This is a genomic window from Nitrospirillum guanabarense (assembly GCF_034653355.1).
Classification (GTDB): domain Bacteria; phylum Pseudomonadota; class Alphaproteobacteria; order Azospirillales; family Azospirillaceae; genus Nitrospirillum.
Map to the genome: position 1 here is coordinate 217417 of NZ_JAYEER010000002.1, position 26584 is coordinate 244000.

The 26584-nt window shown below is 69.0% G+C and carries 23 protein-coding genes and 1 pseudogene; 18 read left to right on the top strand and 6 right to left on the bottom strand.

The genetic code is table 11. The features are described 5' to 3' along the window. Window positions 1–51 precede the first annotated feature (51 nt). Entirely contained in the window at window positions 52–1272 is a 1221-nt protein-coding gene (locus tag UAA55_RS07615) for an ROK family protein (RefSeq protein ID WP_322952078.1), read from the top strand. 122 nt (window positions 1273–1394) lie between these two features. Here the strand turns inward: UAA55_RS07615 and UAA55_RS07620 are convergent, their stop codons facing one another. Beyond that, window positions 1395–1958 carry a TetR/AcrR family transcriptional regulator gene (locus tag UAA55_RS07620; protein WP_322952079.1) on the bottom strand — a complete coding sequence of 188 codons (564 nt, stop codon included), beginning with the start codon at window positions 1956–1958 and terminating at the stop codon, window positions 1395–1397. A gap of 101 nt (window positions 1959–2059) precedes the next feature. Here UAA55_RS07620 and UAA55_RS07625 point away from each other — a divergent pair, with 101 nt between their 5' ends. After that, on the top strand, window positions 2060–3469 hold the full coding sequence (locus UAA55_RS07625) for an amidase (RefSeq protein WP_322952080.1): 1410 nt from the start codon (window positions 2060–2062) through the stop codon (window positions 3467–3469). Between the two features lie 26 nt (window positions 3470–3495). Here UAA55_RS07625 and UAA55_RS07630 read toward each other — a convergent pair whose 3' ends face one another. After that, a complete protein-coding gene (locus UAA55_RS07630; protein ID WP_322952081.1) occupies window positions 3496–3804 on the bottom strand; it encodes a helix-turn-helix domain-containing protein in 309 nt (102 codons plus the stop codon). Between the two features lie 85 nt (window positions 3805–3889). Here UAA55_RS07630 and UAA55_RS07635 point away from each other — a divergent pair, with 85 nt between their 5' ends. Further along, a complete protein-coding gene (locus UAA55_RS07635; RefSeq protein WP_322952082.1) occupies window positions 3890–4252 on the top strand; it encodes a VOC family protein in 363 nt (120 codons plus the stop codon). A gap of 149 nt (window positions 4253–4401) precedes the next feature. On the opposite strand, the gene UAA55_RS07640 is transcribed toward UAA55_RS07635, so the two are convergent. Beyond that, window positions 4402–5433 carry an aldo/keto reductase gene (locus UAA55_RS07640; protein WP_322952083.1) on the bottom strand — a complete coding sequence of 344 codons (1032 nt, stop codon included), beginning with the start codon at window positions 5431–5433 and terminating at the stop codon, window positions 4402–4404. Window positions 5434–5537: 104 nt separating this feature from the next. Between UAA55_RS07640 and UAA55_RS07645 the strand changes: the two genes are divergently transcribed. The 13 genes and pseudogenes from UAA55_RS07645 to UAA55_RS07700 all read left to right on the top strand — a co-directional run bounded on the left by UAA55_RS07645 (window position 5538) and on the right by UAA55_RS07700 (window position 21018). Further along, window positions 5538–6152 carry a TetR/AcrR family transcriptional regulator gene (locus UAA55_RS07645; RefSeq protein ID WP_322952084.1) on the top strand — a complete coding sequence of 205 codons (615 nt, stop codon included), beginning with the start codon at window positions 5538–5540 and terminating at the stop codon, window positions 6150–6152. Window positions 6153–6476: 324 nt separating this feature from the next. Continuing rightward, window positions 6477–6791, top strand: a pseudogene (locus UAA55_RS31230) (LamG-like jellyroll fold domain-containing protein); the annotation flags it as partial. 46 nt (window positions 6792–6837) lie between these two features. Further along, window positions 6838–9843: a glycoside hydrolase family 2 protein gene (locus UAA55_RS07650; RefSeq protein WP_322952085.1), complete on the top strand. Its 3006-nt coding sequence runs from the start codon at window positions 6838–6840 to the stop codon at window positions 9841–9843. 188 nt (window positions 9844–10031) lie between these two features. After that, window positions 10032–10880, top strand: coding sequence for a universal stress protein (locus tag UAA55_RS07655; protein ID WP_322952086.1), 849 nt, complete (start codon window positions 10032–10034; stop codon window positions 10878–10880). A gap of 37 nt (window positions 10881–10917) precedes the next feature. Then, window positions 10918–11475 (top strand): Hsp20/alpha crystallin family protein, encoded by a 558-nt coding sequence (locus tag UAA55_RS07660; RefSeq protein ID WP_322952087.1) that lies wholly within the window; start codon window positions 10918–10920, stop codon window positions 11473–11475. A 131-nt stretch (window positions 11476–11606) separates the two neighbouring features. After that, window positions 11607–12440: a universal stress protein gene (locus UAA55_RS07665; RefSeq protein ID WP_322952088.1), complete on the top strand. Its 834-nt coding sequence runs from the start codon at window positions 11607–11609 to the stop codon at window positions 12438–12440. Between the two features lie 68 nt (window positions 12441–12508). Next, window positions 12509–13546: a zinc-dependent alcohol dehydrogenase family protein gene (locus tag UAA55_RS07670; protein WP_322952089.1), complete on the top strand. Its 1038-nt coding sequence runs from the start codon at window positions 12509–12511 to the stop codon at window positions 13544–13546. Window positions 13547–13691: 145 nt separating this feature from the next. Continuing rightward, window positions 13692–14543, top strand: coding sequence for an LOG family protein (locus UAA55_RS07675; protein WP_322952090.1), 852 nt, complete (start codon window positions 13692–13694; stop codon window positions 14541–14543). Window positions 14544–14563: 20 nt separating this feature from the next. Continuing rightward, the gene (locus UAA55_RS07680) at window positions 14564–16165 is read left to right on the top strand and encodes an MBL fold metallo-hydrolase (protein ID WP_322952091.1); all 1602 of its coding nucleotides are present in this window, start codon (window positions 14564–14566) and stop codon (window positions 16163–16165) included. Window positions 16166–16180: 15 nt separating this feature from the next. After that, window positions 16181–17176 carry an HlyD family secretion protein gene (locus tag UAA55_RS07685; RefSeq protein WP_322952092.1) on the top strand — a complete coding sequence of 332 codons (996 nt, stop codon included), beginning with the start codon at window positions 16181–16183 and terminating at the stop codon, window positions 17174–17176. Further along, window positions 17173–18840: an ATP-binding cassette domain-containing protein gene (locus tag UAA55_RS07690; RefSeq protein ID WP_322952093.1), complete on the top strand. Its 1668-nt coding sequence runs from the start codon at window positions 17173–17175 to the stop codon at window positions 18838–18840. The genes UAA55_RS07685 and UAA55_RS07690 overlap by 4 nt, the downstream gene beginning before the upstream one ends. Window positions 18841–18863: 23 nt before the next feature. Further along, complete coding sequence (locus tag UAA55_RS07695; protein ID WP_322952094.1) at window positions 18864–19886, top strand: ABC transporter permease; 1023 nt, start codon at window positions 18864–18866, stop codon at window positions 19884–19886. Window positions 19887–19890: 4 nt separating this feature from the next. Continuing rightward, complete coding sequence (locus tag UAA55_RS07700) at window positions 19891–21018, top strand: ABC transporter permease (protein ID WP_322952095.1); 1128 nt, start codon at window positions 19891–19893, stop codon at window positions 21016–21018. Between the two features lie 3 nt (window positions 21019–21021). On the opposite strand, the gene UAA55_RS07705 is transcribed toward UAA55_RS07700, so the two are convergent. Next, window positions 21022–22005: a zinc-dependent alcohol dehydrogenase family protein gene (locus UAA55_RS07705; protein WP_322952096.1), complete on the bottom strand. Its 984-nt coding sequence runs from the start codon at window positions 22003–22005 to the stop codon at window positions 21022–21024. A gap of 182 nt (window positions 22006–22187) precedes the next feature. Here UAA55_RS07705 and phbB point away from each other — a divergent pair, with 182 nt between their 5' ends. Then, window positions 22188–22913, top strand: a complete 726-nt coding sequence (gene phbB / locus UAA55_RS07710; protein WP_322952097.1) for an acetoacetyl-CoA reductase — start codon at window positions 22188–22190, stop codon at window positions 22911–22913. Window positions 22914–22968: 55 nt separating this feature from the next. Here the strand turns inward: phbB and UAA55_RS07715 are convergent, their stop codons facing one another. Together UAA55_RS07715 and UAA55_RS07720 are read right to left on the bottom strand one after the other, a co-directional pair. Further along, window positions 22969–23325, bottom strand: coding sequence for a hypothetical protein (locus UAA55_RS07715; RefSeq protein WP_322952098.1), 357 nt, complete (start codon window positions 23323–23325; stop codon window positions 22969–22971). Further along, window positions 23318–24733, bottom strand: a complete 1416-nt coding sequence (locus tag UAA55_RS07720; protein ID WP_322952099.1) for a site-2 protease family protein — start codon at window positions 24731–24733, stop codon at window positions 23318–23320. The genes UAA55_RS07715 and UAA55_RS07720 overlap by 8 nt, the downstream gene beginning before the upstream one ends. Between UAA55_RS07720 and UAA55_RS07725 the strand changes: the two genes are divergently transcribed. Next, on the top strand, window positions 24732–26552 hold the full coding sequence (locus UAA55_RS07725; protein ID WP_322952100.1) for a PHA/PHB synthase family protein: 1821 nt from the start codon (window positions 24732–24734) through the stop codon (window positions 26550–26552). The genes UAA55_RS07720 and UAA55_RS07725 overlap by 2 nt on opposite strands. Window positions 26553–26584: the final 32 nt, after the last annotated feature.

The window sequence follows — 26584 nt, forward strand, 5'->3', positions numbered from 1 at the left end:
GACTGGGGTGTAATCCGACAGCGATGTCATCACCAGGACAGGCAACAGGCCATGCTCGACGGCCACAGTCACGTTGACGCCCTACACGCCATCGCCGCCAGCCTGTCCGGCACCAACCTGGAGCGGGCCAGCGACCACAACCAGCGCGTCACGCTGCAAGCCATCCGCGTCGGCGGCCAGACCACCCGCGCCGAACTGGTGGAACTGACTGGCCTGACCCTGCCGGCCATCGCCAACATCACAAAGCGCCTGCTGGCCGATGGGTTGATCGTGGAGGCGGGGCGCCAGCACGGCGGCCGGGGCCAACCCGCCATCCTGCTGGAGATGAACCCGGACGGCTGCTTTTCCATCGGCGTCACCATCGACCGCGACCACATCACCCTGGTGGTGCTGGACCTGCTGGGCACGGTGCGGGCCCGCGCGTCGCGCGAGGTCGACCTGGCCCCGCCGGAGGTGGTGGCCCAGTTCTTCCGCACGGAGATTTCCGCCATCCTGGCGGCCACGGGCCTGCCCCTGTCGCGCTTCATTGGCATCGGCGTCGCCATGCCGGACGATATCGGCCGCGTGCCCTTGGCGCGCTGGCCCCAAGCGTACGCAGCCTGGCGCGACGTGGACGTGGCCCGCCTGTTCGCCGACGTGCTGCCCCTGCCCGTGTTCGTGGAGAACGACGCCACCGCCGCCGCACTGGGGGAGTTGCAGTTCGGCCACGGCCTGCGCCACCGCAGCTTCTTCTACATCCTGATCAGCGGCGGCCTGGGCGGCGGCATCGTCGTGGACGGCAGCCAGTTCCGCGGCGCGCGGGGCCGCAGCGGAGAGATCGGCTTCCTGCCCGTGCGGTCGGACCGCACCACCGCCCGCACCCTGCAGGAGGCCGTGTCCCTGTCCGCCCTGTATGAGCGCCTGGCCGCCGCCGGCTGCCCCGTGGACCGGCCTGACCAGCTGTGCCACCTGGCCGGCACCCCGGGCGAAGCGGTGGTGGAGGAGTGGATCGAGCTGGCGGCGGACCTGATGACCGACCCATTGGTGGCCACCAACTGCCTGGTCAACCCCGACGCCATTTTCCTGGGCGGCCGCCTGCCCGCCCCACTGGTGGACAAGCTGGCCGCCGCCCTGAACCATCGCCTGGGCGAGCTGCGGGACATCCCCCAGATGGCGCCCGTGCTGCGCGCCGCCATGGCCGCCGACGCCCCGGCCGTGGGTGCCGGCATGCTGCCCTTTACCGACCGCCTGCTGCCCAGCCGCGCCGCCCTGATGAAGACGGCGGACAACTGAGGCCGGCCTCTGTCCTGTCATGACAGAAGGTGCCCTATTGGGTCGACTGCGCCCGCAACAGCGATCCCGACGGCCAAGGCCAAGACCGGCCTGCGCGGCCCGTTGCGCAGCCTGAACACAGGTCACGCCGGCAGCAGGCCCGCCGCGCGGTAGCTGTCGACCAAGGTGTCGTACAGGGTGATGTCCGCCCGGCTGCGCGCCATCAGCTGCGCGCCGGAGATGGCGGCGAAGATGGCGCGGGCCCGCGCCTCCGCCTTGTCAGGCGCCACGATGCCGGCGACCGCCAGCCCCTTGGCCAGCCAGGCGACGTTGACGTCGGCGAAAGCCCGCACCTCCGCCCTGACGATGTCCGGCAGATCGTCAACCTCGGCGGACATGAAGCTGCACAGGCAGAGGCGGTTGTCGTTTTCCAGCGCGCGGCGGAAAGCCTGCGGATACCGCCGCAGGGCGGCGGTGGCATCCGGCGCGTGGGCCGCCATGGCCTCCAGTTCCACCGCCGTATCCTCCCAATAGCGCCTGGCCACCGCGGCGGCCAGGTCGGCCTTGCTGGGGAAGTGGTGATAGATGCTGGCCGCCTTGATGCCCACCGCCGCCGCCAAGTCCCGGAAATTCAGGCCGCCATAGCCGTGCGCCTGCGCGATCTGCCGGGCCGCGGCCAGGATCGCTTCCTTGGAGTTCGTGCTCATTCTTTCGCCCCGTCAACCTAACAACCGTTAGATAGGCCTTGACGCCCAAAAAGGAAAGCCCTATCCATTCACCTACCAAACGTTAGGTAGGATATACCGACATGACATCCGACATCCTGTTTTCCGATGCCACCACGCTGGCCCAGCTGATCCGCAGCCGTGAGCTTTCACCGGTCGAGGTGGTGCAGGCGCACCTGGACCGCATCGCCGCCGTGGACCCCAAGGTCAACGCCATCGTCACCGTGGCCGCCGGGGCGCTGGACGCGGCCAAGGCGGCGGAAGCGGCCGTGCTGAAGGGTGAGGAGCTGGGCCCGCTGCACGGCGTGCCCTTCACCGCCAAGGATTCCATCGACACCGCCGGCGTCGCGACCCAGCGCGGGTCGCCCATTTTCAAAGCCCGCGTGCCGGACACCGACGCCGTCAGCGTGGCCCGGCTGAAGGCCGCCGGGGGCATCCTACTGGCCAAGACCAACCTGCCGGAGTTTTCGTACTCGATCGAATCCGACAACCTGCTGACCGGCCGGTCCAACAACCCCTGGAACCTGGACCGAACCCCCGGCGGGTCCAGCGGTGGTGAGTCCGCCGCCATCGCCGCCGGTATGTCACCCCTGGGCCTGGGCACCGACCTCGCCATCTCCGTCCGGGGGCCGGCGGCGCAGACCGGCATCATCGGCCTCAAGGCCACCCATGGCCGCGTGCCCATGACGGGCATCTGGCCCCGGGCGCCGCGCCGTTTCTGGCATGTGGGCCCCATGGCGCGTAGCGTGCGTGATGTCGCCCTGGCCTATTCGCTGCTGGCCGGCGCGGACGGCGCCGACGCCTTTTCGAGCATCACGGGCCCCGTCGACACCGGCATCGGCGCAGCCCCCACCCGGCCGCTGCGGGTGGGCTGGCTGGTGGAACCGGGCTTCGGGCCCATTGACGCGGATGTGGCTGCGACCGTGCAGGCGGCGGCCGAAGCGCTGAATGGCAGCGGCTGCGTTGTGGAACCGGTGCGCATCCCGGCGCTGGAACGCGACTTCGCTTTGGACGTGTTCATGCGCCTGCACATCATGGAGATGAAGCCGGCCTTCGTGGAGGCCACCGCCGGCCAGCCCGAGGAGAAGCTGTTCCACATCGCCCGAGGCATGCTGACGGCGCCCGAGACGTCCATGGCGGATTTCATCGCGGCGGAACAGGCGGCAGAGCGATTGAAGGACGGCTTCGCCGACTATTTCAGCCGCTATGACGCCCTGCTATGCCCCGTGCTGCCCCTGCCGGCCCATGGGCACGGGGTCACGGAGGTCACGATCAACGGCCAGACGGTGAGCGCGCTGAACGTCATGGCCGCCACGTCACCGCTGAACGTGACCGGCTTGCCCGGTCTGTCCTTGCGCTTCGGCACCAGCCGGGACGGCCTGCCCATCAGCGTACAGCTGGTGTCCAGCTGGATGGCGGAATCGACCATCCTGCACCTGGCGTCATTGCTGGAGGGGGTAAGCCCCGTGCGTGGCCTGCATCCCGCTCTCTGACCATCGCCGGCCGCCGCGGTGCCGTCCTAATTGGCGGCGCCGCGGCGGCCGCGCCAGGGGAAGCGGGGTTCCACCACCGCCGCCTCCGTCCGGCGGGCGCGGGTGATGGTCACCAGGTCGCGACCGCCCAGGTGGCGCAACGCGTCCTGCACCGCCCGCTTGGACAGGCCCGTGCGTTCCGCCAGCTCGGCATGGCTCAGCATGGTGCGCCCATTCACGGCGTCCGCCACCAGCGCCAAATAGACGAGGTAGGCGGATGGCCGGCGGTCATGCCCCACCAGATCACGCATCAGCGTGTCCAGGATGTAGGGATCGATTTCTATCTTGGCATTCATTGCTATAGCAATGCCTGCTTATCTACCGACATTCAAGGGCCCATGATAGTCGTGGGGAACCCAAGAAAGCCGGGAGACAGCGGGCATGATCAGGCACCTCAAATTCGTCGGCGTCCCCACGGCCGACCAGGACCGGGCGCTGGAATTCTGGACGGAGAAGATGGGCTTCAAGGTCGCGACCGATCAGCCCATGGGCAGCCAGCGCTGGATCGAGCTGACCATCCCCGGCGCCCAGACCGGCGTGGTGCTGTTCACCCCGCCGGGCCAGGAAGACAGGGTGGGCACCTTCTTCAACGGCAGCTTCCATTGCGACGACCTGGAATACACCGTCGCCAAGCTGAGCGAGCGGGGCGTGGTCTTCGTCTCCGGCATCGAGAAGCAGCCCTGGGGCAGCTACGCCCGCTTCCAGGACCCGGACGGCAACACGTTCGTGCTATCCAGCCGGTGAACCGGCGGGCGTGCTATCCAGCCGGTGAACCGGCGGGCGTGCTATCCAGCCGGTGAACCGGCGGGCGTGCTATCCAGCTGGTGAACCGGCGGGCGTGCTATCCAGCTGGTGAACCGGCGGGCGTGCTATCCAACCGGTGAACCGGCCGCTCACGCGGCGGGGCGCTCGGCGGCCGGGCGGCGGCGCAGGTCCGCCTTCTGGATGGCCGGCGGGTCGTAATTCGCCTCCAGCGCGCCCAGGTCGGTGCCCGGCGGCACGATGGCGTCGATGCGGTCCAGGATCTCGTCCGACAGCGACACCTCGGCCCCGGCCAGCAGGTCATCGAACTGCGCCAAGGTGCGCGGACCCAGGATGGCGGCGGTCACGCCCCGATGGGCGATGGCGAAGGCCATGGCCAGGTGGGTCAGCGACACGCCGGCATCGTTCGCCACGCCGATCAGTTGTTCCACCGCGTCCAGCCGGCGCTCGTCCGACATCTGCTTGGGGAAATATCGGACGCGCAGGCTGTCGGGCATGGCCTGGCCCTTGCGGTAGCGGCCGGTCAGCATGCCCATGGCGAGCGGGCTCCACACCATGGCGCCCATGCCGTAGCGTTCGCACACCGGCAGCACCTCACGCTCGATGCCGCGGTTCAGGATGGAATAGGGCGGCTGTTCGGCGCGGAAACGGGCCAGGCCCCGCCGCTCCGCCACCCACTGCGCCTCCACGATGTCGGACGCCGGGAAGGTGGAGGTGCCGATGGCCCGCACCTTGCCCGCGCGCATCAGGTCGGTCAGGACGGACAGCGTCTCCTCGATATCGGTATCCGGTGCCGGCCGGTGGATGAGGTAGAGGTCGACGTGGTCCGTCCCCAGCCGGCGCAGCGAATCCTCCAGCGCGCGGGTGATCCAGCGGCGGGAATTGCCTTGCTGGTTGGGATCCTCGCCCATGGGCAAGTGGGCCTTGGTGGTCAGCACCACCCGGTCGCGCCGGCCCTTCAGCGCCTTGCCCACGATCTCTTCGGACTCGCCGCGGCTGTAGAAATCGGCCGTGTCGATGAAGTTGATCCCGGCGTCCAGCGCCTTGTGGATGATGCGGATGCCCTCGTCATGGTCGGGGTTGGCTATGGCGCCGAACATCATGGCGCCCAGGCAATAGGGGCTGACCTTCATGCCCGTGCGGCCCAGGGTGCGATACTGCATCGCCCTCTCCTTCTCTCTTCCGTGGATGGATGCTATATGGGTAAACGGAACAATGTTCCGATCACATATACGGAACGTTGTTCCGTTTTTCAAGCGAGGATATGGTGAGCGGCAAGACGGCAGGAATCCGTCCGGAAGAGGAAGGCAAGCGACGGGTGCGGGCCGACGCGCAACGCAATCTGGACGCCTTGCTGCGGGCGGCCATGGCGGTGTTCGCGGCTTCCGGGGTGGACGCCCCGGTGCGGGAGATCGCGGAGAAGGCCGGCGTGGGCATTGGCACCGTCTACCGCCACTTCCCCCAGCGGTCGGACCTGATCATCGCCGTCTTCCGGCAGGAGGTGGACGCCTGCGCCGAGGCCGCGCGCACGCTGGCGGCGGCCCATGAACCGGGGGAGGCGCTGGCGCGCTGGATGCGGCGCTATCTGGATTTCATCGCCGCCAAGCGCGGGCTCGCCGCCGCCCTGCATTCCGGCGACCCCGCGTATGAGGTCCTGCCCAGCTATTTCCAGAAGCGCCTGGTACCGGCGCTGCAGTCCCTGCTGGACGCGGCGGCAGCGGCGGGCGTGGTGCGCGCCGGCTTCGCCGCCACCGACCTTCTGCGGGCCGTCGCCGTGCTGGCCGCCCCGTCGCAGGAGCTGGGGCCGGAGCATGGGCGGCGCATGGTTGATCTGCTGCTGGATGGCCTACGCTATGGCGCCGGCCCCTCCCCAGGCGCCTGATCCGCCTCAGGGTCCCAGCCCGCCGGGCCATTTCCTCCACCGGACGCGGTGGCGGTGCTGACAAGCATAAACGCCATGGCCCCGCCTCCTTCTCTCTTTTTTATTTAAAAAAGTTGTTTTATTAAATTAGCCTCACCTGTTTGTCGGATAACCAAAGAATAATGGTCCGCCCCGACGGGGTCGACCTGGGAGGGAGGCCTTAAGATGCGGATGCCTAAAAACCATAGTCGCGCCCAGAAGACGGGCCGGGGCCTGCTGTGGGCCGCCCTGATGCTGTCGGCCGCCTGGACCGCGCCCGCGACCGTAACCGCGGCCACCGCCACCATGACCGTCGCCAACGACCGAACCCCTGTCTACGGCCCCTACAACGCCGCCTTCCTGGCCGGCGGCGACGGCCTGATCAAACCCCTGAACGGTGCCACCCTGCGCATCGACGGTGCCCGCACCCTATCCACCTGGTTCCAGGCCGACGAGATTGGCTCCGGCACCGTGTTGCTGGCGGGCGTGGGGGCTCCCGCCCAAGGCTTTTACCTGGCGCTGAAGGGCGGCCGGCTGGCCCTGTACACAGGTACCACCGAGACCATCAGTGGCGGGACGGCGGTGAAGGCCGGAACCTGGCACCACGCCCTGGCCACCTTCTATGACAAGACCGCCCACCTTTACCTGGATAGCGCCGAGGTGGCGCATGGCTCGCTGGGGCAGCTCAACCTCGCCCCTGTGCTGGGCCTGGCGCCCCGGACCGGCTGGCGGCGCCTTCGCCGGCCGCATCGCCAATTTCGTCTTCAGCCCACAGATGTTGTCCCCGGACGATGCCAGGACCACCGACCAGGGCAAGCCCGTCACCGAGTTGATCAATTTCGAGCCCGCCAGCCCGACCTGGCCGGTGCAGGTCAGGCAGATGATGGGCCAGGTGACACCACAGGATCCGTGGACTCTGCCCAAGAGTACTGCCCCCTTTTCCAAACCCGTGGCGAAACCTCTCCCCACCGGCCCGGCGTTGAAGCCCGATGGCGCCGACAATTGGACCGTGGGCGGCTGGCGTCTGGCGGAGGCTCCCAAGGTGCGGGGCGACGGCGCCCAAATCTCCCAGCCGGGGTTCGACACCGCGTCCTGGTATGTGGCGACCGTGCCCGGCACGGTGCTGACCACCCTGGTCGACCGCGGCGTCTACCCCGACCCGGATTACGGCCTGGACAACCTGGCCATCCCGGAAAGCCTGAACAGGCAGGACTACTGGTATCGGACGGAGTTCGACGCCCCCGCCGACCTGCAGGGCCGCCACCCGCTGCTGACCTTCAAGGGCATCAACTACGCCGCCGAGGTGTGGCTGAACGGCGAACGGCTGGGCGGCGTGCGCGGCGCCTTCATCCGGGGGCGGTTCGACGTCACCGGCCATCTGCGCCCGGGCCAGAAGAACGTACTGGCGGTCAGGATCACCCCGCCGCCCCACCCCGGCCTGCCGCATGAACAGTCCATCACCGCCGGCGTGGGCGAGAACGGCGGCATGCAGGCGCTGGACGGTCCCACCTTCATCGCCAGCGAGGGCTGGGACTGGATCCCCGCCGTCCGCGACCGCAACACCGGCCTGTGGCAGGACGTGACCCTGACCGCCACCGGCCCGGTGCGCATCGGCGACGCCCAAGTGGTGACCAAGCTGCCCCTGCCCGACACCAGCAAGGCCGACGTCACCATCACCGTGCCGGTGGAGAACCTGACCGGCCAACCGGTGCAGGCCGAGATCCGCGCCGCCTTCGATGACGTGACGGCCGCCAAGACCGTGACCCTGGCGCCCGGCGCCGGCAGCGTCACCCTGAGCCCGGCCGAGTTCCCGCAGTTGAGCGTGAAGAAGCCGGCGCTGTGGTGGCCCAACGGCCTGGGTGATCCCACCCTGCACACCCTGACCCTGACGGTCGCCGCCGGCGGCGCCCAATCGGATGAGAAGCGCACCCGTTTCGGCATCCGCGAAGTCAGCTATGAGCTGTCGCTGATGGACAGCGGTGGCCACCTGCGCCGGGTGGAGGTGGACCCCACAGCCGCCTTCCAGCGGGGCGAGCGCGTGGTCGATGGCAGCCACACCGGCATCCACAAGATCGCCGGCGGCTGGGTCTCCTCCTTGGTTCCGGGTGCTGAGAAATCCCCGGCGGTGAAACCGCTGGAGGATGCCAGCCTGGCCCCCTACCTGATCCTGAAGGTCAACGGCGTGCGCGTGCCGGCGCGCGGCGGCAGCTGGGGCACCGACGACTGGCGCAAGCGCGTGTCGCGCGACCGGCTGGAGCCCTTCTTCCGCCTGCACCGCGAGGCCCACGTCAACATCATCCGCAACTGGGTGGGCCAGAACACCGAGGACGTGTTCTTCGACCTGGCCGACGAATACGGCCTGATGGTGCTGAACGATTTCTGGGAAAGCACCCAGGACTACAACATCGAAGCCCAGGACGTGCCCCTGTTCCTGGACAACGCCGCCGATGTCATACGCCGCTATCGCAACCACCCCTCCATCGTGCTGTGGTTCGGCCGTAACGAGGGCGTGCCGCAGCCGGTGCTGAACGAAGGATTGGAAAGCCTGGTCGCCACCCTGGACGGCACCCGCTATTACAGCGGAAGTTCCAACCGCGTGAACCTGCAGGACAGCGGCCCCTACGACTACCGCGACCCGTCGCAGTATTTCACCACGCTGTCCCGCGGCTTCGCGGTGGAGGTGGGCACGCCCAGCTTCCCCACGCTGGAGGCGTTCGAGGCGGCCGTGCCCCCCGCCGACCGCTGGCCGGTCAGCGACACCTGGGCCTATCACGACTGGCACCAGACCGGGAACGGCGACACCCACGGCTTCATGGCCGCCATGGAGCGCAAGCTGGGGGCGGCCACCAGCCTGGCCGACTTCGAGCGCAAGGCCCAGCTGATGAACTATGAAAGCCACCGGGCCATCTTCGAGGGCATGAACGCCGGCCTGTGGACGGTGAACAGCGGCCGCCTGCTGTGGATGACCCAGCCGGCCTGGCCCAGCACCAACTGGCAGATCATGAGCCACGACTACGACACCCATGGCGCCTTCTACGGCGTCCAGAAGGCGGCGGAGCCCCTGCACGTGCAGCTGAACGCACCGGACGATGGGATCAGCGTGGTCAACAACACCCGCGAATCCCGGAAGGGCCTTTCGGTGCGCGCCCGCGTGCTGACCGTGGCGGGCCAGGTCATCAGCGACAAGACCCAGAAGGTCGACGCCCCCACCGACGCAGCGACCCCCGCGCGGAGGCTGGACCTGGCCGCCGCCATCCAGGCCCATGGCTTGGTGCTGGTGGAGTTGGAGCTGTCGGACGCCACCGGCACGCTGTCGCAGAACGTTTACTGGCGCGGGACAGACGAGGCCGCCACCCGGCATCTGAACGACCTGGCGCCGCAGCCCGTCACCCTGGCCACGCGGACGGAACAGGCGGGCGACGAGGTCAAGGTGCATGTGACCCTCACCAACACCGGCACCGTCGCGTCGCTGATGAACAAGCTCACTCTGCAGAACGCCGACGGCAGCCGCCTGCTGCCGGCCTACGCCAGCGACAACTACGTCTCCCTCCTTCCGGGCGACCGGCGGGAGGTCACCATCGCCTACCCCGCAGCCCTGGCCCAGGGGCAGCCCAAGGTGGGCTTACGCGGCTGGAACACCCAACCCACCACGGCGGCTGTCACCCCGCCCTGAAGCCTACGGGTCGTCCCCATTTCCAATGGGAATGGGGACGCCTGTTGTGCGTATCCCCTCCGGCGGGAGCCCCCTTGACCTGGGTCAATGCGGCCCCAGCCCTGCATGACAGACTGCGATCAGAGCTGGCGACCCGGCATCGTGCCAAGGCACGGACAGGCCGCTCCCCCGTGACGAGGGCGGGTGTCATGATCACGGAAATACTGGTTCATCTGGACGGAAGTTCCGACGACGAGTTCCGGTTGCTGCATGCCGAGCACCTGGCGACCGCGCACAGGGCCCACATCCGGGGACTTTACTGTGAAAGCCTGCCCGAGATCGTCCTGACGCTGCCGCAGTACGCCGTCAGCCGCGGCGCGGCATCCGAGCAAATGACCGAGTTGAAGGCCCAGGCGGACAGGACGGAACAGGCCATCCGCCTTCGGCTCGACAAGCTGAGTGTTCCCTATGACCTTCGCCGGTTCGATGTCCTGATGGACGGCGTGGACCGCGTCGTGGCCAGCCAGGCGCGTACGACCGACCTGACCGTGGTGCGCACACCCTACCAGCCTGGCTTCGCCCTGCCGGGCCGGGCGCCCGAATTCGTGGAAGCCGCCCTGTTCGGATCCGGGCGCGGTGTGTTCGTCGTGCCGGAGGAAGAGCCGGCCCGGCTCCGGCCCCAGGACACCGTCCTTGTCGCCTGGACCGACAGTAAAGAGGCAGCGAACGCCGTGGCCCAGGCCATGCCTTTCCTGAAAAAGGCGACCCAGGTGGTGGTCGCCATGGTGGAGGACGACAAGCCGGCGGAGGCCGGCGGCACGGAACCTGGCGCCGACCTGGCCCGGTACCTGGACCGCCATGGCGTGACCGTCGAACTGCGCCACCTGCGGGAATGGAACACTGTTTCCGAGACCCTGTTCAATGAGGCGGAGCGTCTGGGCGCCGGCTTGCTCGTGGCCGGGGCCTATGGCCACTCCCGCCTGCGGGAATGGATTCTGGGGGGAGTGACCCGGGACATCCTGACAAAAACGCCCATTCCGGCCCTGCTGGCCCATTGAAAGTTTCACCTCCTACCCCCGTGAAAGGAGAAATGCCATGCCTGAAGCAGCCGCCCCGACCGAACCGGCCAAAGCCACGGCGCCGCAACCCGTTCCGGTCAACACCGATGCCACCGCCGCCTCGCCCTTCCATTTCTGGAATTCCTTTCGTGACGAGTTGGATAGCGCCTTCAGCCGCTTCTCTCGCTCACTGCTCACCGTCCCCGCCCTGTGGCGGTCTCCGGACACCGACCCCTTGCGCCATTTCGAAGGCGCGTTCGGCGTGACCATTCCCGCCGTCGACATCACCGAGCGGGACGCGGACTACCAGATCACCGCCGAGTTGCCAGGCATCGAAACCAAGGACATCAGCGTGTCCCTCGCCGACAACGTCCTGACGTTGAAGGGGGAGAAGACCATCAATGTCGATGAGAAGCGGGGGGACGTGCACCTGACCGAGCGGCGCTACGGCAGCTTCCGCCGGTCCTTCCATGTTCCCAGCGACGCGGACGTGGAGAAAATCTCCGCCGCCTTCGACAAGGGCATCCTGACCGTGACGCTGCCCAAAGCCGGCACCGGCGCGAAGCAGGAGCGGACGATCCCGATCGCCCATTGAGCTTCGGGCTTATGGCCCCTTGAGCCAGGTCAAGGTCCCGCCAGCCCGCCTGCGGCAAGCTGTGTTCCAGAGCTGGCGACCGCCTCCATGCCCCCATGGACAGGCCGCTTCACCGAAGGAGGGCCGGCACGATGATCAAGGAAATTCTGGTTCACCTGGATGGCGGCGACGACGACGAGAGCCGCATCCTGCATGCCGACCATCTGGCGATCGTGCATCAGGCCCACGTCCGGGGCCTGTACATCAACATCCTGCCCGAACCGCCGGAGAGCATATCCCATTACGCCGTGAGCCGCAGCCTGTTGTCCCAGCACCTGGATGAGGCCAAGACCCAGTGCCGGCTGGTGGAACACGCGCTGGAACAGCGCCTCGCGAAACTGGCCGGTCCCCATGACCTGCACCGCATCGACTGCCGGGCGGCGAACGTCCAAGGACTGGTCGCCACCGAGGCGCGCATGGCGGACCTGCTGGTGGTGCGCACCCCCTATCGCGTCGCCGAACCCAACCGCGCCAGCGATGTGGTGGAGGCGGCATTGTTCGGATCGGGCCGCGGCGTGTTCGTCATTCCCGAGGAGGACCCGTCGCGCCTGCGGCCGTTCGATACCGTCCTGGTCGCGTGGAAGGACAGCCGGGAGGCGGCGAACGCCGTGGCCCAGGCCATGCCGTTCCTGCGCCGGGCCGGCCAAGTGATCATCGCCACGATCGACAACGGCGGGTCCAGGGACACGCCGGGCGACCGCAAGCTGGCCCGCTATCTGGAGCGGCATGGCGTGGCCGCCGAGAACCGGCGGCTGGGCAAGTGGGACAACATCGCCGCTGGGCTGTTCAACGAGGCCGAGCTTTCGGGCGCCGGCCTGATCGTGGCGGGCGCCTATGGCCATTCCCGCCTGCGGGAATGGGCGCTGGGCGGCGTGACCCGGGACATCCTGACCAAGACCCCGGTCCCGGCGCTGCTGGCCCACTGACGCCGGCGCCCCGCTGACCGGACCCATCAACCTGAGACGTCACTAACCTGAGACAGGGGAAAACCGTCATGAAGGCGCTCGTCTATCAGGGCCCCGGCCGCAAGGCGCTGGAACAGCGGCCCAAGCCGGAGATCAGGGACCCCGGCGATGCCATCGTCCGCATCACCAAGACCACCATCTGCGGCACCGACCTGCACATCCTGAAGGGCGACGTGCCCACCTGCGCGCCGGGCCGCATCCTGGGCCATGAAGGCGTGGGCGTGGTCGATGCGGTTGGCCCGGGCGTCACGACGTTCAGGCCAGGCGACCGCGTGCTGATTTCCTGCATCACCGCCTGCGGCACCTGCGACTACTGCCGTCGCGGCATGTATTCCCACTGCCGCACCGGCGGCTGGATCCTGGGCAACGTCATTGATGGCACCCAGGCGGAATATGTGCGCATCCCCCACGCCGCCACCAGCCTCTATCCCATCCCCGACGGGGCGGATGAAGAGGCGCTGGCCATGCTGAGCGACATCCTGCCCACCGGCTTCGAATGCGGAGTGCTGAACGGCAAGGTGGCGCCGGGCGCGACCGTGGCCATCGTGGGGTCGGGGCCGATCGGCCTGGCGGCGTTGCTGACCGCCCAGTTCTATTCCCCGGCCGAGATCATCATGATCGACGTGGACGACAACCGGCTGGAGGTCGCCCGCCGCTTTGGCGCCACCCGCACCCTGAACAGCGCGCAAACCAACGTGCCGGAGGCGGTCAAGGCCTGGACCGGCGGCCTGGGCGCCGACACGGTGATCGAGGCGGTGGGCGTCCCGGCCACGTTCGAGCTATGCCAGGATCTGGTGGCGCCGGGTGGCGTCATCGCCAACGTGGGCGTGCATGGACACAAGGCCGACCTGCACCTGGACCGACTGTGGGCGCAGAACATCGCCATCACCACCCGACTGGTGGACACGGTCAGCACGCCTATGCTGCTGAAGACGGTGCAGTCGCGGAAGCTGGACCCCTCGGTGCTGATCACCCACCGGTTCACGCTGGACGGCATCCTGTCCGCCTACGACACCTTCGGCCATGCCGCCGACAGCCGCGCCCTGAAGGTGATCATCAGCCCCTGATCCCACGACCGCCGCGACGCGATCGGAGATTGAGGTGGATCATTTTGCCAACGGCCGGGATGGTGAATGGTTGGGTCATGAACGGGTAGGCGTCTGGACAGGCTCCAGCCCCTGCCCGGTGATCGTGACAAGGACGCTTCCCATCATGTCGCGCGATGCTTCGAAGGCCGACAACCGGGCGCAGTTGGCGTCCACCGCCTATCGCCTGCCAGCGCTGGATCAGAGTTTCCTGATGAGCGACAGCATGCGCGGGGCGCGGCTGATGCTGGAGTATGAAAAGGCGGAGGAGAGGCTGCGGGCCTGGGGCGTGCGCTCCACCCTGGTGGCCTTCGGCAGCGCCCGGGTTCGCGATCCGGCCGCGCCATCGACGACGGCGGAGGAGGTGGCGCGCGCCACGGAATTCCCCGGTTCCGACCGGTGGTACGGCGAGGCGCTGGCCTTCGGCCGGCTGGCCTCGCAGCAGGGCGGGGCGCTGGACGGCATCCCCGGCGGGTTCCGCGACAACGTCATCGCCACGGGCGGTGGCGGCGGCCTGATGGCGGCCGTGAACCGCGGCGCATGGGAGGCCGGCGCCCCCAGCATCGGCTTCAACATCGCCCTGCCGCATGAGCAGGAGCCCAACCCCTACACCACGCCGGAACTGACCTTCCAGTTCCATTACTTCGCCATGCGCAAGCTGCACTTCGCCATGCGGGCGGCGGGCCTGGTCATCTTCCCCGGCGGCTTCGGCACCCTGGACGAGATGTTCGAGATCCTGACCCTGCGCCAGGCGGGCAAGTCCCCGGCCATTCCGGTCGTGCTGATGGACAAGGCCTATTGGAATCGGGTGGTGAATTTCGACGTGCTGGCCAAGACCGGCATGATCTCCCCGGCCGATTTGGAACTGTTCAGCTTCGCCGACGACGCCGCGGGCGTGTGGCGCGCCCTGCTGGCCCATGGCCTGAAGGTACCGACGGCCCCCGCTGCACGCCCTTCCGAAACCGGATCCTACGCCTGACCATTCAAAGGCCTGTTCCCATGATCCCCACCGTCACCTTCCACGGCGCCGCCGGCACCGTCACCGGGTCCTGCACCCTGATCCGCCACGATGGCGGGGCGTTGCTGATCGACTGCGGCCTGTTCCAGGGCCCCAAGACGGTCAAGGAGCTGAACTACCGCGACTTCCCCTTCGACCCCCGCGAGCCGGCGGCGCTGGTGCTGACCCACGCCCACATCGATCACAGCGGCCTGGTGCCCAAACTGTGCCGCCAGGGATTCAAAGGCCGCATCCACTGCACCGGGGGCACGCGGGACCTGCTGACCTTCATGCTGCCGGACAGCGGCTTCATCCAGGAAAGCGAGGTTCAGCACCTGAACCACCGCAACCGCCAGCGCGGCCGGGCGGAGGTGCAACCCATCTACACCCGCAAGGACGCCGAAGCCTGCCTGGACCAGCTGGAGCCGGCCGGGTACGGCGTCTGGATCGACGTCATGGCCGGCGTGAAGATCCGCTTTTGGGACGCGGGGCACCTGCTGGGCTCGGCCTCGGTGGAGGTGCGGGTGGCGGGCGACGGCGGGGAACAGACGCTGCTGTTCTCCGGCGACCTGGGGCCGGGCGACAAGCCCTTCCACGGCCTGCCCGACGGCCCGTCGGGCATGGACTGGGTGTTTTGTGAATCGACCTACGGCGGCACGCTGCGCCCGCCCATGGACAATGAGGAACGGCGGCGCCAGCTGGGCGAAGAGGTGGCTGCGGCGCTGAAGACCGGCGGGGTACTGCTGATCCCCGTGTTCGCGGTGGAGCGGACGCAGGAGCTGCTGTACGACCTGGCCCGGCTGATGGACGACGGGGCCCTGCCGCGCACGGACATTTTCCTGGACAGCCCGCTGGCGGTGAACGTGACGGATGTCTTCCGCCAGCACCTGTCCGACATCAACCACGCCGCCGTCGCCGATCCCTTCGACCGGCCCTATTTCCACCCCATCACGGCGGTGGAGAACAGCAAACGCCTGAACCGCCTGGGTGGTGGCGCCATCATCATGGCGGCCAGCGGCATGTGCGACGCCGGCCGCATCCGCCATCACCTGAAGAACCATCTGTGGCAACGCAACGCCACGGTCCTGTTCGTCGGCTATCAGGCGCCGGGCACGCTGGGCCGCATCCTGACCCAGGGGACCAGCCACGTCCGCATCCACGGCGAAGAGGTGGAGGTGCGCGCCCGCATCCGCACCCTGGACAGCTATTCCGGCCACGCCGACCAAGCGGCCTTGTTGGCGTGGCTGGCGGCGCGCGGCCCCATCCGCAATGGCATCGCCCTGATGCACGGGGAGACCACGCCGCGGCAGGCCCTGGCGGACGCGCTGGCCACCCGGGGCCTGTCGGTCCCGGTCTATCAGCCTGAACTGGATGAGACCATCGTCCTGCGGCCCGGCCATGCTGAGCGGAAGCCGGCCAACCAGCCGCGTCTGGCGGCCGTGCCCGAACAGGATTGGCACAACGTCTATGCCGCCACGATCCTCGACCTGGCGGAAACGCTGCGCCACGCCGACGGCGACGCCCAGCGCCTGGCCCTGCTGGACCGCATCGCCGCGCTGTTGAAACCCCAGGCCCCCAACCCGGCGCCCCCGGCCAACCCCTGAAGGAGCACCGGCCCCATGCGTTTCCTCAAGTTCCTGCTGGTGTTGATCCTGTTGGCCGGCGCCGCCGGCGGCGGCTACCTGCTGTGGCTGCGCACGCGCGGCAACGTGCTGCCGGCCGGCTTCGTCTCCGCCGACGGCCGCATCGAGGCGCAGGAGGTGGACATCGCCGCCAAGTACGCGGCCCGCGTCCTGACCATAGAATTCGAGGAGGGGCAGCTGGTGCAGGCCGGCACCGTGCTGGCCCGCCTGGACGTGCGCGACATCCAGGCCCAGTACCGCGCCGCCGTCGCCGCCCTGGCGCAGGCGCAGAAAACCCGTGACCAGGCCGCCAGCCTGGTGGTGCAGCGGCAAAGCGACCTCGAATTCGCCACCAAGGAGATGAACCGGGCGACGGAGCTGTTTTCCCGCGGTAACGTCTCGCAGCAACGGGTGGACACCAACCGCAACCAGCTGAAAAGCGCCTCGGCCGCCCTGCGATCGGCCAAGAGCGGCCTGAGCGCCGCCGAGGAGGGCATCCGCGCGGCGGAGGCGGATGCCGACCGCCTGCGCGACCTGGCGGACGACGGCATCCTGAAGGCGCCGGTGACCGGCCGCATCCTCTACAAGCTGGCGCAACCGGGGGAAATGCTGGGCGCGGGCGGCAAGGTCGCCACCCTGCTGGACCTGTCCGACGTGTACATGACCTTCTTCCTGCCCACCGACTACGCCAACCGGGTGGCCTTGGGCGCCGACGTGCGCCTGCTGCTGGACGCCCTGCCCGGCCTGGCCATCCCCGCGTCGGTCAGCTTCGTGGCGCCCAAGGCGCAGTTCACGCCCAAGCAGGTGGAAACCCGGGCGGAGCGCGACCGCATGATGTTCCGGCTGAAGGCGCGTGTGCCCCAGGCCCTGGTGACCGGCCATATCGAACAGGTGAAGACGGGTGTCAGCGGCACCGCCTACGTCCGTCTGGACGCCAAGGCCGCGTGGCCCGCCTGGCTGCAGTCGCGCCTGACCACGACGGCGGCGCAATGACACCGCCGCCGGCCATCCGCGCCACGGGCGTCAGCCATCGCTATGGCCATACCCAGGCGCTGGATGCCGTGACCCTGGTGGTGCCGCCCGGCGGCACCCTGGTCCTGATCGGCCCGGACGGCGTGGGCAAGTCCACCCTGCTGGGCCTGATCGCCGGCGCCAAACGCCTGCAGCACGGCGGGTTGGAGGTGTTGGGCGGCGACATGGCGCGCGGACGGGACCGCCGGCGCCTGCAACCCCGCGTCGCCTTCATGCCACAGGGGCTGGGCCGCAACCTCTATCCCGACCTGTCGGTGCGGGAAAACCTGGAGTTCTTCGGCAAGCTGTTCGGCCAAGGCCCGGGGGAACGCCGCCAGCGCATCGACCGCTTGCTGGCGGCCACCGGCCTCGCCCCCTTCCCCGACCGGCCGGCGGGCAAGCTGTCGGGCGGCATGCGCCAGAAGCTGGGGCTATGCTGTGCCCTGATCCATGATCCCGACCTGCTGATCCTGGATGAGCCGACCACCGGCGTCGACCCGTTGTCGCGCCGCCAGTTCTGGGACCTGATCGACGGCATCCGGGCGGAGCGGCCGGGCATGACCCTGCTGGTCGCCACCTCCTACATGGACGAAGCCCAGCGTTTCGACCGCGCGGTGATGATGGACGGCGGTCGCATCCTGGCCGACGGTACGCCAGGCGAGCTTATGGGCCGTAGCGGCACAAGCACCCTGGAGGCGGCCTTCGTGGCCCTGCTACCGGTGAACCGGCGGGGACCGGGCGAGGCGGCCGCCATCGCCCCCCTGCCGCCCGGTGGCCCCATCGCCATCGAGGCCCGGGAGCTGACCTGCCGCTTCGGCGATTTCGTCGCCGTGGACCGGGTCAGCTTCGCCATCCCCAAGGGGGAGATCTTCGGCTTCCTGGGCTCCAACGGCTGTGGCAAGACCACCACCATGAAGATGCTGACCGGCCTGCTGCCGGCCAGCGCCGGCACGCCCCTGCTGTTCGGCCAGCCGGTCGACCCCGGCGACCTCGCCACCCGCCGCCGGGTGGGCTACATGGCCCAGTCCTTCTCGCTCTACGGCGATCTGTCGGTGGCGCAGAACCTGGACCTGCACGCCACCCTGTTCGGCCTCGGGCGCGGCGCGGCGCAGGCGCGCATCGCCGAGGTGGTGGCCGACTTCGGCCTGGCCCCCTACCTGCCGGCCCTGGCGGATAGCCTGCCGCTGGGCGTGCGCCAGCGCCTGTCGCTGGCCGTGTCCGTGCTGCACAAGCCCGAAGTCCTGATCCTGGACGAGCCGACCTCGGGCGTGGACCCCGTGGCCCGCGACGCCTTCTGGCGGCAACTGACCACCCTGTCGCGCGACCAGGGCGTCACCATCTTCGTCTCCACCCATTACATGAACGAGGCCGCGCGCTGCGACCGCGTCGCCTTCATGCAGGCCGGCCGCGTGCTGGCGGTGGGCGCGCCGGAGGACCTGCGCCGGGCGAAGGATGCCCCCAGCCTGGACGACGCCTTCGTCGCCTACATGCGGGAAAACGCGCCGGATGAGGTACCCGGTCCCACCCCGGTGGCGATCTCCCCCCACCGGACGCCACGGCGGACGCGGGCGGCCTTTCCCTGCGGCGGCTGTCGGCCTACGCCCTGCGCGAGGGGCTGGAGCTGCGCCGCGACCCCGTCCGCCTGACGGTCGCCCTGCTGGGCACCCTGATGCTGATGCTGGTCTTCGGCTTCGGCATCAACTTCGATGTCGAGAACCTGCGCTACACCGTGCTGGACCGTGACCACAGCCCCCTGTCGCGCACGGTGGTGGAGGCGTTCTCCAGCTCACGCTACTTCCAGGCCACGCCGCCCGCCACGGACGCGGCCCAGGCCTTGAGGCGCCTGCAGGCCAACGACATCGCCCTGGTGGTGGACATACCGCCGGACTTCGGCCGCGACGTGAAGAAGGGCACCCCGGCGGAGATCGCCGTGCGCATCGACGGCGCCATGCCCTTCCGGGCGGAAACCATCCAGGGCTATGTCGCCGGGCTGTTCACCCGCCTGCGGCAGGATCTGGCGACGGAGGCCGGTGTCGAGGAGGCGCCGGGACTGAACCTCATTCCGCGTTTCCGCTACAACCAGGCCTTCCGGTCCGCCGACGCCATGGTGCCCTCCGTCATCGGCCTGCTGCTGGTCTTCATCCCGTCCATCCTGACGGCCCTGGGCGTGGTGCGGGAGAAGGAGCTGGGCTCCATCACCAATCTGTACGTGACGCCGGTGTCGCGGCTGGAATTCCTGCTGGGCAAACAGCTGCCCTACATCGCCATCGCCTTCTTCAACTACACCATCATGGTGGTGATGGCACTGGTCATCTTCCATGTGCCGCTGAAGGGCAGCCTGGCGGGCCTCAGCCTGGGCGCGCTGGCCTACGTCATGGCCACCACCGCGCTGGGCCTGCTGGTGTCCTGCTTCGTCAGCACCCAGACCGCCGCCGTGTTCGGCACAGCCATCGTCACCATGCTGCCGGCCATCCAATTCTCCGGCATGATGCAGCCCGTCTCCACCCTGTCGGGCATGCCCCACCTGCTGGGCGCCATCTTCCCCACGACGTACTTCGTGAAGACGGTGGTGGGGGCCTTCACCAAGGGGTTATTCCTGGCGGAGCTGACGCCCTTCATCCTGTCGCTGCTGGCCTTCTTCCCGGCGCTGGTGTTGACGGCGGCCGTGCTGCTGCGCAAGCAGGAGACCTGAGCCCATGGCGGCCTTCCGCAATCTGCTGACCCTGGCGCGCAAGGAACTGGCGGGCCTGCTGCGCGACCGCTTCATGCTGTTCTTCGTGCTCTACGCCTTCACCGGCATGATCTACCTGCAGGCCACGGGCATCAGTCACGAACTGCGCAACGCCTCCATCGCCATCGTGGACGAGGACCAGTCGCCCCTGGCGCTGCGTTTCCGCTCCGCCTTCCGCGCGCCGGACTTCCAGGCTCCCGCCCTCATCGGCAAGGGCGAGGTCGACCGGGCCATGGCCGAAGCGCGCTACACCTTCGTGCTGGACGTGCCGCCGGACTTCCAGGCCGACCTGCTGGCCGGCCGGGGGGCGGAGCTGCAGATCCTGGTGGATGCCACCGCCATGATGCAGGCCGGCATCGGGGCCGCGCAGATCCAATCGGTGCTGAGCGATGAGGTCGCGCGCTTCCTGGCGCGCGACAAGACCACCACCGTCCCCGACGCGGTCAGCGCCCAGCTGCGCTTCGCCTTCAACCAGACGCTGGAGACGACGCGCTTCACCGGCCTGATGGCCATCCTGTTCAACGTCACCATGCTGTCGGTGCTGCTGACCGGCGCCGCCGTCATCCGCGAGCGGGAGCACGGCACGCTGGAGCATCTGCTGGTCATGCCCGTGCGCCCGCTGGAGATCATGGGGGCGAAGGTGCTGGCCAACGGCCTGGTGGTGCTGGGCATGACGGCGCTTTCCCTGGCCCTGATCATCCGCTGGGCCCTGGGCATCCACCTCGCCGGGTCCATGCCCTTGTTTCTGACGGGCACCGGTGTCTACCTCTTCTTCACCACCGCCCTGGGCATCTTCCTGGCCACGGTGGCGCGGTCCATGCCGCAACTGGGCCTGCTGTTCATCCTGATCGTCCTGCCCTTGAACCTTCTGTCCGGCGGCAACACGCCACTGGAGAGCATGCCCCTCTGGCTGCAGCGGATCATGCAGTTCTCGCCCGCCACCCAGTTCGTGGCCTTCGCCCAAGCCATCCTGTACCGGGGGGCGGACATCACCTTGGTCTGGCCGCATTTCGCCGCCGTGGCCGGCATGGGCGCCCTGTTCTTCTGCCTCAGCCTGTGGCGCTTCCGCCGCCACCTGGCGGCGGCGCGCTGACCGTCAGGGCACCAGAACCGCCGCCCCGCGCACCCGGCCGGCGCGTAGGTCGGTGATCGCCTGGTTGGCCTGGGACAGCGGATAAGCCGTCACTTCGGGCCGGATGCCGGCCAGGGGCACGACGCGCAGGAAGTCCAGGGCGTCGGCCCGCGTCAGGTTGGCGACCGAGACCAACTGGCGCTCGCCCCACAGCAGGCTGTAGGGGAAGGCGGGGATGTCGCTCATGTGGATGCCGGCGCAGACCACCCGCCCGCCCTTTCGTACGGCCGCCAGCGCCGCCGGCACCAACGCGCCCACCGGGGCATAGAGGATGGCCGCGTCCAGGGGCTCCGGCGGCGGCTCTTCCGACGAACCGGCCCAGACGGCGCCCAGGGACAGGGCAAACTCCTGCGCGGCCAGGTCATCGGGCCGGGTAAAGACGAACACCTCGGCGCCCTGCCAGCGGGCGACCTGAAGGATGATATGGCCGGCGGCGCCAAAGCCGTAGAGGCCCAGCTTGCGATGTGGGCCCGCCATCACCAGCGACCGCCAGCCGATAAGGCCGGCGCACAGCAGCGGGGCCGCCATGGCGTCGCCCAGGTCGATGCCATCCAGGGGATAGACGTAACGCGCCTCCGCCACCGCCAGGGTGGCGAAGCCGCCGTCGCGGGTGTAGCCGGTGAAGGCGGGCTGGTCACACAGGTTCTCATGGCCCGACAGGCAATAGGGGCAGCGCTGGCAGCTGTGGCCCAGCCAGCCCGCGCCCACGCGCTGGCCCAGGTTGAGGCCGGTGACCCCGGGGCCCAGCCGGTCCACGACGCCCACGATCTCATGACCTGGAACGCGGGGCAGGCCACCGGACGGCAGGTCGCCATCGATGAGATGCAGGTCGGTGCGGCAGACGCCGCAAGCCCGGACGGCGATGCGCACTTCGCCGGACTCCGGCCGCGGGTCGGGCAACTCCCGTTCCTCCAGCGCCCCCGTTCCATCCCATACCATGGCGCGCATGACATTCCCTCCGGTTCGGCAGCTTCCGGCCAATCCCCAGTGAACACCTTTCTCCGGGCCCCGGCATTGATCGGCCGCAATCCGGATCGGAATCGCCGATGTCTTGACGCATCACAAGGAACCCTGGGCCCTGCGGATGATCCCATGGGCTGGCAACCGACACACATGGGATGGAGGTTCTGATGGTACGCGTCGCTTTGGTCACGGGTGGGGTCGTCGGCATAGGGGCCGCCGTCAGCCTTGCCTTGAAGGCCGCCGGCCATACGGTGGTTGCCACCTGCCCGCCCGCGGATGAGGCCGCGGCCGGAGCCTTTCGGCAGGCCACGGGCCTGCCGACGGTTTTCTGGGACGTCGCCGACTACACCGCCTGCGCCGACGGCGTCGCGCGGGTCACCGCTGACTTTGGCCCGATCGACATCCTGGTCAACAACGCCGGCATCACCCGCGACGCCATGCTGCACAAGATGACACCCGAGCAATGGCGGGCCGTCATCGATGTCGACCTGGGCGGCTGCTTCAACATGTGCCGCGCCGTCATCGAAAGCATGCGCGAACGCCGCTTCGGCCGCATCATCAACATCAGTTCGGTCAACGGCCTGTCGGGTCAGGCGGGACAGACCAACTACGCCGCCGCCAAGGCGGGCCTGATCGGATTCACCAAGGCCCTGGCGCTGGAAGGCGCGTCCCGCAACATCACCGCCAACGCCGTGGCGCCAGGCTACACCAAGACCGCCATGGTCGAAGCCGTGCCCGCCGACATCCTGCAGACCATCGTCAATGGCATCCCGGCCAAGCGCCTGGCCCAGCCGGAGGAGATCGCCCGCGCCGTGGCCTTCCTGGCCGCCGATGACGCCGGCTTCATCACGGGCGAGACCCTGTCCGTGAACGGCGGCAAATACATGCAGTAAGGGCGGATGGGCCCGGTCGGGTGGGGCGGCGCCGGGGGGCCGCCCCATCGCTTTTTCAGCCGTGCGGACCGCGTGCGGCCCGAGGCCCCAGCGCCTCCACCGCCACGTGCAGCAGCCGCCCGAGCCCCTCGGCGTAATCCTGGCTGGCCTTGGCCGCGAAGGCTTGGCCGAAGCGCTGGAGGTCCAGCGGCGTATGGCAGGCCGACAGGGTCTTGCACGCCTCGCAGTCCTCGTGGAAGCGGCCTTCCCAAAGCCGCACCATCTCCTGGACGGTGCCCAGCATTCCTTGCGTCCAGCGGCCATAGATGTTGTGGACATCGTCCAGCCAGGCGACGTTGCCGGTGAAAACCTCCTCCATCACCCCTTTCGCCAAGGCTTCGGTCGAATTCAGGGGTTGCGTACCGTCAGGCATGATGACCTCCGTTTCCTTGGGTGTGGATGTCCAGCGGACCAGGCCCCGTGAAATGCGGCGGGACTGACGCCTCCCGGCCGGATGGCGTCGCCCCGCCATGCCGGGCCAGGGCCGGCAGCTCCGTGGCCAGCGAGGCCAGGACCATCAGGTCCCTGGCGGCGATGACGCCGACCAGGCGACCCTGATCCAACACCCATAGCCGGCTTCGCCCGATCTGGCCCAGCCGGCGGAAGGCATCGACCACGCCGGCGTCGGCGGCGATGACGTCCTCCTCCCCGCACGGGACCATGATGTCGCGGACCGGGGTCGCGGACCACTCGTCGGACGCCAGGGCCGCCACCTGCGGGATGCCGACGACACCCATGACACGGCCGTCCCAGACCACTGGAAAGCTGCGGTGGTGATAGCGGTAGACATAACGGGTGAGGAAATCGCCGACGACGGCCTGCGGACTGACGTAAATGGGATCCGGCGTCATCACGTCGGCCACCCGCGTCCCACCCAGGACCGTGCGCACCTGCATGTCCCGGTATCCGCTCGCGGCGGCATTCCGCAGAAACATGCCGACGATCACCCCCCACAGGCCGCCCATGACATCGCCCGTCACGGCGTTCCAGAACCCCATCGCGATGAGGAACAGGCCGAACAGATCGCCGCAGGCCGCCGCGACACGGGTGGCCCAGGCGTAGTCATCGCGCAGCCGCCACAGCGCCGCCCGCAGCACGCGGCCGCCGTCCAGCGGGAAGGCGGGCACCAGGTTGAACAGCGCGAGATAGGCGTTGAGCTGGCCGAGATAGGCCAGGGTCACCGCCACCGCCGGCCAACCATCCACGTCCGGGAGCTGGCGCGCCAGCGCCCAGCAGGCGGCGGCGATGACGCCGCTGGCGGCGGGGCCGGCGATCGCCACCAGGAACTCCTGGGACGGTTTCCCGGGCTCGTCGGCGATTTCGGCCACACCCCCGAAAATGAAGAGGGTGATGCCGTTGATCCGCATGCCGAACCGGCGCGCCACCAGGCTGTGCGCCAGTTCATGCAGCAGGACGCAGACAAACAGGCCCAGCGTCCCCGCCACCGCCATCCACAGATAGAGCGGCCCCGGCCTGCCGGGAAGCAGCGCGGGGAACACGCCCGCCGCCAGCGACCATCCGATCAGGGCGGCCACGAAGAACCAGGACAGGTCCACGAAAATGGGAATGCCCAGCACCCGCGGCAGTTTGAGGCGACCTGGCGTCATGATTCCTCCCCTTCCCGGCCCGCCGATGGGGAAGGCCCCTTCGCGGGCGGTGGAGACACTGTGCGCCCCCACGGACGCGCGCGCCTTGCGTTGCATCAAGGCCGCCGTCACCACGGCTGCCATGATGGGGATGGCCGGCCCCATGCCGTGGACCGGCGATAGGAGGCATCCCATGACCGCCGCCGTTCCCATCCCCGCCCCGCCTCAAGCCCCGGCCCGGCGCGCCCACCGCCGGGCGTCCCGACCGACCGTGGCCGTCGCCCTACCGCCCCCGCCCGCCGCGGAATCGGATCCGGATTTTCGCGCCCTTGACCGCGCCTTGCGTGCCACGGCGGCGCGCATGACGCAGGGACTGTCCCCATCGGTCGTGCTGGAGGCGTGGACGGACTGGGCCGTGCACCTGTCGGCCAGCCCGGGCCGGCGGCTGGGCTGGACCCTGGCGGCGGCGGACGCGGCCGGGCAATTCGCCGTGTGGCTGGCGGAGGCGTTCGCCAGGGGCGGCGCCGCCCCGCTGGTCGACCCGCAGCCCGGCGACCATCGCTTCACCGATCCGGTCTGGCGGCAATGGCCCCATGTGGCCGTGGCGCAGGCCTATCTGCTGGGCGAAAGGCTGCTGCTGGACGCCCCCCGTCGCGTGCCCGGCGTGGCGCGTCAGCATGAGAACGAACTGGCCTTCCTCTTCAGCCAATTGGCCGACGTCCTGTCGCCCACCAACCTGCCCTGGCTGAACCCCGTCATCATGGGGCGCACGCTGCAGGAAGGCGGCGCCAACCTGGCGCGCGGCTGGCTGAACTGGCTGGAGGACGCCAGCCGCCTGATGAAAGGCGCGCCGCCGGCGGGAACGGAGGAGTTCCAGGTGGGCCGCGACGTGGCGCTGACCCCCGGTTCGGTCATTTACCGCAACCGGTTGATGGAGGTGATCCAATACGCGCCGGCGACGCCCACCGTCCATGCGGAGCCGGTGCTGATCGTTCCGGCCTGGATCATGAAGTACTACATCCTGGACCTGCGACCGGAAAATTCGCTGGTGCGCTGGCTGGTGGGGCGCGGCCACACCGTCTTCATGGTCTCGTGGCGGAATCCCGACGCCGGCGATCGGGATTTGAGCCTGGACGATTACCGCCGCCTGGGCGTCATGGCGGCGCTGGACGCCGTCGCCGCCGCCGTTCCCGGCCAGCGGATCCACGCCTGCGGCTATTGCCTGGGCGGCACCATCCTGTCCATCGCCGCCGCCACCATGGCCCGCGACGGGGACGACAGGCTGGCCAGCCTGTCCTTGCTGGCGGCGCAGACCGATTTCGCCGAGGCGGGCGAGCTGATGCTGTTCCTGGATGAGCGCCAGGTCAGCCTGCTGGACGACCTGATGTGGATGCAGGGTTACCTCAGTGGCGGCCAGATGTCCGGCGCCTTCCAATTGCTGCGCCCCAACGACCTGATCTGGTCGCGGTTCATCCGCGACTACCTGCTGGGCGATCGCGAGCCCATGACCGACCTGATGGCCTGGAACGCCGACACCACGCGCATGCCGGCGCGCATGCACGGCGAATACCTGCGCGGCCTGTTCCTGGAAAACCGCCTGTCCGCCGGCCGCTTCGCGGTGGACGGGCGGGTGATCGCGCTGCGCGACATCAAGGTGCCGATCTTCGCCCTGGGCACGGCCCGCGATCACGTCGCCCCCTGGCGCTCGGTCTACAAGATCAACTTGTTCAGCGACACCGCCGTCACCTTCACCCTGGTGTCCGGCGGCCACAACGTGGGCATCGTCAACCCGCCGGCGGGGGAGCGCGGCAGCTACCAGATACTGACACGGCACCCGGATCAACGGTACATCGACCCCGATACCTGGGCGGCGTCGGTGCCGAGCCAGGGCGGCTCCTGGTGGCCGGCCTGGGAGGAGTGGTTGCGCGGCGCCGGAAAGGCGGTCCAGGTCGCGCCTCCTGAAATATCGTCCACGCTGTGTCCGGCACCCGGCGAGTATGTGCATCAGACGTGAGCCACCGGACCCTCCGGACGCCAAGGCGCGCC